This window comes from Nocardia carnea (genome assembly GCF_029869215.1).
GTDB lineage: Bacteria > Actinomycetota > Actinomycetes > Mycobacteriales > Mycobacteriaceae > Nocardia > Nocardia carnea_B.
In genome coordinates this window covers 1-7303 of sequence record NZ_JARWPM010000388.1, presented here as the reverse complement: position 1 = coordinate 7303, position 7303 = coordinate 1, and the positions used below count along the sequence as shown (strand labels likewise).

Here is a 7303-nt window from a genome sequence, read left to right as displayed (position 1 = left end):
GGCGGGCGGCGGGCGGCGCCCCCCCCCCCCCCCCCCCCCCGCGGCCACCAAGGGGGGCCAAAACCCGTGCCGCCGGAGGCGGCACCAAAAACACAGGGGCAAAAACCCGCGGTGCCGCAGGCGCCGCAAAATAACACAGTGAGAATCGCAGATCGAGGTATTGCTCTGGCGGATCGCGCGGTGCGGGTGGTCGATCCCCAAGGGGAGCTGACGCGGACCGTCGAGCGGGCCGCGCGCAATGCGTGGGCGTTGACGTTCGGTGACGGTGTGGAGGGTCGGCGGCCGACTCCCGCGACCGTGTTGTGGGATGAACCGCATCGGCAGTTGCGGCGTTTCGAACCCGAGCCGGTGGCCGGTCGCGGCCGGTCGCGGCCCGCGGTGCTGCTGGTGCCGCCGCTGGCGGCGCCGGCCAGTTGCTTCGATCTGCGGCCGGGGCAGAGCCTGGCGGAGTTCCTGCTGGCGACCGGCCGCTCGCCGTACGTGATCGATTACGGCGAGATCGGCTACGCCGATCGCCGGATGGGTTTCGAGGATTGGGTGTACGACATCATTCCCGAGGCCATCCGGCGCACCGCCGCCGACCGGGAGGGTGCGGACGGCGATCCGCGGGTGGATCTGGTGGGCTGGTCGCTGGGCGGCACCATGGCGCTGCTGGCGGCCGCCGCGGATGCCGAGCTGCCGATCAGGTCCATTACGGCGGTCGGATCGCCGCTGGACTACAACGCGATGCCGGGGACACCGCACCTGGCGGCGCTGGCGCGGCGCACCGGGACCGGGGCCGCCGTGGGTGCGGCGCTGCGCGCGGTGGGCGGGGTGCCGGCGCCGCTGACCCGGTTCGCCTATCGCGTCACCGCGTGGGATCGGGAGGTCAAACGGCCGTGGTTCGTGGCGGGGAATCTGGCGCGTACCGAATCGCTGGCCCGGATGGAGGCCGTCGACCGGTTCATGTCGGAGATGCCGGGTTATCCGGGGCGGATGTATCAGCAGCTGTGGAACCATCTGGTGTTGCGTAACGAAATCGGCCGGGGCGTGGTCGATTTCGGCTCGGGGCCGATTCGGCTGGCCGATATCACTGCGCCGGTGCTGCTGGTGGGCGGGCCGTCGGATGTGATCACTCCGGCGCGTGCGGTCGAACGTGGGGTGCGTACCCTCACCGGCGCCGCGGCGGTGCACTACGAGACCGCACCCGGCGGGCATCTGGCGATCCTGACCGGTGCCACCGCCCGCGACACCACCTGGAGCTACCTCGACAAGTTCCTCACCACACCGGTGTGACCGCGATCGCCGGGCGCGGGCGGGTACTACGCTGGAGTTCCATGGGAGCACCACAGTCACCCGCCGCGCCGGGTGTCACGCCGAGCGAGCAGGCCACCGCACTCATCCCCGCCGATCATCCCGGTGTCACGGATCTGTTCGCCGTACTGGCCTACGGTGAGATATCCGCCTTCTACCGGCTCGCCGAGGAGGCCGCGCTGTCGCCGACCCTGCACGGCAAGGTCGCGGTGGCCCGGATGGCGGCCGCCGAACTCGCGCATTTCGAACGGCTGGAAGCGGCGCTCACCGCACGCGGCGCCGAGGTGTACGCGGCGATGGCGCCGTTCACCCGGGCGCTGGACGATTACCACCGCTCCACCGACCCGTCGACCTGGCTGGAATCCATGGTGAAATTCCACGTCGGCGACGGTATCGCCGCGGATTTCTACCGGGAGATCGCGGGGGTGCTGAGCCCTGATGTGGCCGAGGTGGTGCGTGATGTGCTGGCGCAGACCGGGCATTCGGAGTTCGTGATCGACGAGGTCCGCCGGGCGGTGGCCGCGAGCCGGTCCGAGCGCGACCGGCTCACCCTGTGGGGCCGCCGCCTGCTCGGCGAGGCGATCACCCAGGCCCAGTATGTGATGGCGCAGCGCGACGAGCTCACCGAACTGGTGCTGGCCGCCACCGGCGACCTCAACGGCATCGCCACTCTCTTCGACCGCATGCAGACCGCTCATTCGGAACGTATGGCGGTCCTCGGATTGTGATTCCGGCGGGCCGATACCCGTGGCTCGGCCCGCACCATCCTCGCCGGGATGCTCTGCTGCGGCGCCCTGGCCCTTTCCGAACGCGGGAGCTGCCGGGGCCCATCTGGGCGCCTCGCCGGACTCGCCGCCGACTTTGCCCCGATCGGTCGCGCGCCGCGGGTGGGCTCGGCCGGTGTACGGCGTTGTTCGCTGAGGGCGCACCCGGCCTGTACCCGCGGTGTACCGGGCTCAACTAACCTTGCCAGGACAGCACACAGGACTCATAGTTCGGAGGTTGGCCGTGGAGGTCAAGATCGGTATTTCGGATAGCCCGCGCGAGCTCGTCATCTCCAGTGCACAGACCCCGGACGAGGTCGAGGCCCTGGTGTCCGAAGCTCTGGGTTCCGCCGGCGGGGTGCTCACGCTGGCCGACGAGAAGGGCCGCAAGTACCTGATCCAGGCCGCGAAGGTCGCCTATGTGGAGATCGGCGCCGCCACCGGCGGCCGGGTGGGTTTCGCCGCGGTCTAGGTCCGCCGGAGAACATCGAAGCCCCCGCCCGATGGGCGGGGGCTTCGTGCGTTATCCGATCGGATGCAGCGGTACGTGTTTGAGACCGCCCCAGGCGAGTGCGACCGTCGTGTCGACGGCTTCGTCCTTGGGGATCGGCCGGTCGGCCTCGAGCCAGTACCGGGCGGTGAACTGGCTGGCGCCCACCAGGCCCACGGCGAGGATCCGGGCCCGGTAGGGGTCGAGGCCGGAGTCGTGGGCGACCAGGTCGTATACGGCGTCCACGCAGGCTTCGGTGGCCTGTTCCACGCGACGCTGCACCTGGGGTTCGTTGGTGAGGTCGGATTCGAAGACGAGGCGGAAGCCCTGCATCTCGTTGTCGACGAAATCGTAGTAGGCGGCAACGGCCGCGCGGACGCGCTGTTTGTTGTCGGTGGTGGAGCGCAGCGCCTGGCGCACACTCGACACCAGCATGTCCACATAGTTCTGCAGCACCGCCAGATATAGTTCCAGCTTGCTGGTGAAGTGCTGGTAGAGCACCGGTTTGCTGACGCCCGCGCACTGGGAGATCTCGTCCATTCCGGCGGCGTGATAGCCGCGGAGCACGAAGACCTCACTGGCCGCGGCCAGAAGTTGCTGGCGTCGTTCGTCACGTGGAAGCCGGGTGCCACGTTTGGGGGCGGTGCCGGACGAGGAGCGCGACGTCATCCGGTCCACGAGGTCGGTCATATTCGGATCTCCCAGTCGATTCCCCGGCAAAGGGGTGTGTACCGGGTCTTTCGAGCACCATACTCGCTCACCGGGCTGTTGCCGACCCGGGTCGGCGAACCCGGTGCCGGTAGCGGCGATATGCCTGTGCTGCGCAGATGCTCCAATCGGTCCGGACCGGACGGTATCCGGAGCCCCGGGGGCCGCCGTTTCCCCGGTCCGCCGGGCCTGTGAGAGTCTGGACTGTGTGACCGACCGACCGGACAGCTCCTCCGGCGGCGGGCGCGACGCGCACCGCCCCCACGATCCGGACGCCGCGGTCGCCGACCAGGCGACCGGATCCGGCTCCGCGCTGGTGCGAGTGGACGAATCCCGGCAGCCGCTCGCCGCGCGCTGGGATCCCACCGCGGATCCGCCGACTCCTGGGCCTTCCCGTACCGGCCGGTCGCGGCTGCGGCGGTTCACCGCGCGCTACGGCTGGCGGGCCTACGCGCTGCCCCTGCTGCTGATCCTCACCGGCGTCGTCGTCTTCGACGCGGTCCGCGCCGGGCCGGGAACCCTGGCCGAACCCGCCGACCCGGCACCGGGTGTGCTCGGGACCCCGCCGGCCAGTGCCGGCGTCATCGGTGCGCCGCCGGGTGACGGCGAGTTCCCCGCGGACCTGCCCGTCGGGGCCCTGCCCGCGGGCGGGAAGTTCACCGAGGCGGGTAAGGGCACTTGGCGGATCGTGCCGGGCACCTCCGAGCGGGTCGGTGCGGGGGAGCAGTTCACTTTCACCTACACGGTCGAGATCGAGAACGGGATCGATACCCGGGAGTTCGGCGGCGACGAATCGGTGGCCCGGCTGGTGGAATCCACCCTCGGTAATCCGAAGAGCTGGATCCACGACCGGAAATTCGCGTTCCAGCGCATCGATCGCGGCGAACCGGATTTCCGGGTATCGCTCACCGCCCGCGCCACCACCCGCACGGCGTGCGGTTTCGAGATTCCGATCGACTCGTCCTGCTACAACTCCGATCAAGGCCGGGTCATCCTCTCGGAGGCGCGCTGGGTGCGCGGTGCGCCGGCCTTCGCCGGGGATATCGGGTCGTATCGGCAATACCTGGTCAATCACGAGGTGGGTCACGCCATCGGCTACCACGCGCATCAGCCGTGCGCGACCGAGGGCGGGCTCGCGCCGGTGATGATGCAGCAGACCTTCGGCACCGCGAACAACGAGATCGCCGCCCTGGACCCGTCCGGCGTGGTGCCGATGGACGGGAAAACCTGCCGCTTCAATCCCTGGCCCTATCCGCGCGGCTGAGCCCGGCCGCGGCGCTCACCCGCGGGCGGGACCGCCGGTCGCGGTCCGGCGACCGAGCCCCCCGGGACCGGTAGCGCCCAGCCCGGGAGCCGGCCGGTACGACTGCCGAGCCCTGGGCGCGGGGTGCCGACGGGTGCCGGGAAGAATGCTCGGCGCACCCGCGTTGTACCCGGAACCGACGCCGGTGCGACCGGTCGGCGCAGCGGCCACGGGTCACCGTCCGTTCGGCCGTACCGCGCAACCGCAACCCGGCCATTCGATACGAGGAGTTCGCAGACGTGTCATCACCGAAGTCCCTGCCCCCACTTGTGGAGCCTGCCGCGGAGCTGACCAGGGACGAGGTCGCCCGGTACAGCCGCCACCTGATCATTCCCGATCTGGGGATGGACGGGCAGAAACGGCTGAAGAACGCGAAGGTGCTCGTGATCGGCGCGGGCGGGCTGGGCTCGCCGGCCCTGCTGTATCTGGCCGCCGCCGGGGTGGGGACGCTGGGCATCGTCGAATTCGACGAGGTGGACGCCTCCAACCTGCAGCGCCAGATCATCCACGGCGAATCCGATATCGGCCGGCCCAAGGCCGACAGCGCCCGCGATTCCATCCTGGAGATCAACTCGGGGATCGATGTGCGGCTGCACAAGATCCGGCTGGAACCGGAGAACGCGGTGCAGCTGTTCGCCGAATACGACCTGATCGTCGACGGCACCGATAACTTCGCCACCCGCTACCTGGTCAACGATGCCGCCGTGCTGGCCGGTAAGCCTTATGTCTGGGGTTCCATCTACCGGTTCGAGGGCCAGGTCTCGGTGTTCTGGGAAGACGCCCCGGACGGCCGCGGGATCAACTACCGCGACCTGTACCCGGAGGCCCCGCCGCCCGGGATGGTGCCGTCCTGCGCCGAGGGCGGTGTGCTGGGCGTGCTGTGCGCGTCCATCGGTTCGGTCATGGTGACCGAGGCGATCAAGCTCATCACCGGTATCGGGGACCCGCTGCTCGGCCGGCTCATGGTCTACGACGCCCTCGATATGAGCTACCGGACCATCAAGCTGCGCCGCGACCCTGCCCGGCAGCCGATCACCGAACTGATCGATTACGAGGCCTTCTGCGGTGTGGTGTCGGAGGAAGGCCAGGCCGCGGCGGCCGGCTCGACCGTGACCGCGCGTGAGCTCAAGGACATGCTCGACGCCGGCGATGTGGAACTGATCGACGTCCGCGAACCCGTGGAATGGGACATCGTGCATATCGAGGGCGCCACGCTGATCCCGAAAGACCGCATCCTCTCCGGCGAGGCACTCGCCGAACTTCCGCAGAACCGCAAGATCGTGCTGCACTGCAAGACCGGGGTGCGTTCGGCCGAAGCCCTGGCCGCGCTCAAACGCGCCGGTTTCGCCGATGCGACCCACCTGCAGGGCGGCGTGATCGCTTGGGCTCACCAGGTGGATCCCTCACTGCCGGTGTACTGATCCCGGCAGGCGGGCGGCGGACCACCGGCCGCCGTCCGTGCGGGCCCGGCCGGAGCCGGGTCGACTTCCCGGCGCTCGGGAAGGCCCGGGTGATCGGTCTGTGACAGGGCGGTGACCGTACCGGAATACCGTCCGGGCCGGGGGGATACCGCAGCGGGCGGCGGCGTGTCGCGGCCCGGCCACGGCCCGGTGTGGCGCACTGGACGGGGTCGGCGCCGGGAGTACGGTACGGCCCGTGACCACCACTGTCGAACCCCCCGAGCATGTGCGGGCCACATTCGGTCTGCGCGAACTGGATCCGGTCGCCCTCGGTGACTGGGAGGGCGGCTGGCGCCTCGGTGACGTGGTGCTCAGCCCCGTCGCCGATCACGCCCGGGCGGCGTGGTCGGCCAAGGTCCGGGAGAGCCTGCGGGTGGACGGGTTGCGGCTGGCCCGGCCGGTGCGGGCGACCGACGGCCGGTACGTGGTGTCGGGCTGGCGGTGCGATACCTATATGCCCGGTGCGCCGGAACCGCGGCACGACGAGGTGGTCTCGGTGTCGTTACGCCTGCACAAGGCGACCGCGACCTTGGAGCGGCCGCGTTTCCTGTCCCAGCCGCCTGTGACCCCGTGGCTGGACGTGGACGTTTTCGTGGCCGCGGATCGGGCGGCCTGGGAGACGGTGCCGCTGCGGACGTTGCGCGCGGCGGGCGCGGTGATGGAGAACTCGCCGGACGGCCGGCACAGTGTGGACCTCATCGGTCAGCTGGCCACGCTGCGTAAACCGGTCCGCAGCCCCGCGCAACTCGTCCACGGGGATTTGTTCGGGACGGTCCTGTTCGCCGGCGCGCAGACCCCCGGCCTGACCGATATCACCCCGTACTGGCGGCCGCCGGCGTGGGCGGCGGGGGTGATCGTGGTGGACGCGCTGTCGTGGGGCGGGGCCGACGACGGGCTGCTGGAGCGGTGGGCCGATCTGCCGGAATGGCCGCAGATGCTGCTGCGCGCGGTGATCTTCCGGCTGGCGGTGCATGTGCTGCATCCCCGGTCGACCCCGGAAGCACTGCCCGGGCTGGTGCGCACCGCCGATATGGTTCGTTTCCTGGTGTGACGGGAAATGCGAAGGGGGCGGCCGGGCTTTTAACCCCCCGCCCCCGGGCAGCGCGAGACCCTGGGGGGGGGGCCCGCGGGGGGGCCGGGGGCCCGGGCCCGCGGCCCCCCCGCGCGCCCCCCCCCCCCCGCCCCCGGTCGTCCGGCGGCCGGCCGTTAAAACCCCGCCCCCCCCCTTCGCATTTCCCGTCACACCAGGAAACGAACCATATCGGCGGTGCGCACCAGCCCGGGC

General features: G+C 70.5%; 7 protein-coding genes. 6 read left to right on the top strand and 1 reads right to left on the bottom strand.

Annotation, left to right across the window (positions count from 1 at the left end):
- Positions 1-207 precede the first annotated feature (207 nt).
- The 3 genes from QH276_RS28130 (at position 208) to QH276_RS28120 (ending at position 2529) form a co-directional block, all read left to right on the top strand.
- Positions 208-1275 (top strand): alpha/beta hydrolase, encoded by a 1068-nt coding sequence (locus tag QH276_RS28130; RefSeq protein WP_280397898.1) that lies wholly within the window; start codon positions 208-210, stop codon positions 1273-1275.
- Between the two features lie 41 nt (positions 1276-1316).
- Complete coding sequence (locus tag QH276_RS28125) at positions 1317-2021, top strand: ferritin-like fold-containing protein (protein ID WP_280397892.1); 705 nt, start codon at positions 1317-1319, stop codon at positions 2019-2021.
- 280 nt (positions 2022-2301) lie between these two features.
- A complete protein-coding gene (locus tag QH276_RS28120) occupies positions 2302-2529 on the top strand; it encodes a DUF3107 domain-containing protein (protein ID WP_280397891.1) in 228 nt (75 codons plus the stop codon).
- A 51-nt stretch (positions 2530-2580) separates the two neighbouring features.
- Here QH276_RS28120 and QH276_RS28115 read toward each other — a convergent pair whose 3' ends face one another.
- Complete coding sequence (locus QH276_RS28115; RefSeq protein WP_280397890.1) at positions 2581-3237, bottom strand: TetR/AcrR family transcriptional regulator; 657 nt, start codon at positions 3235-3237, stop codon at positions 2581-2583.
- A gap of 226 nt (positions 3238-3463) precedes the next feature.
- On the opposite strand from QH276_RS28115, the gene QH276_RS28110 reads away from it, so the two are divergent.
- The 3 genes from QH276_RS28110 (at position 3464) to QH276_RS28100 (ending at position 7069) form a co-directional block, all read left to right on the top strand.
- Complete coding sequence (locus QH276_RS28110; RefSeq protein ID WP_432278584.1) at positions 3464-4519, top strand: DUF3152 domain-containing protein; 1056 nt, start codon at positions 3464-3466, stop codon at positions 4517-4519.
- 278 nt (positions 4520-4797) lie between these two features.
- Complete coding sequence (gene moeZ / locus QH276_RS28105; protein WP_280397889.1) at positions 4798-5979, top strand: adenylyltransferase/sulfurtransferase MoeZ; 1182 nt, start codon at positions 4798-4800, stop codon at positions 5977-5979.
- Between the two features lie 235 nt (positions 5980-6214).
- The gene (locus tag QH276_RS28100) at positions 6215-7069 is read left to right on the top strand and encodes a TIGR02569 family protein (protein WP_280397888.1); all 855 of its coding nucleotides are present in this window, start codon (positions 6215-6217) and stop codon (positions 7067-7069) included.
- The last annotated feature ends 234 nt before the right edge of the window (positions 7070-7303 follow it).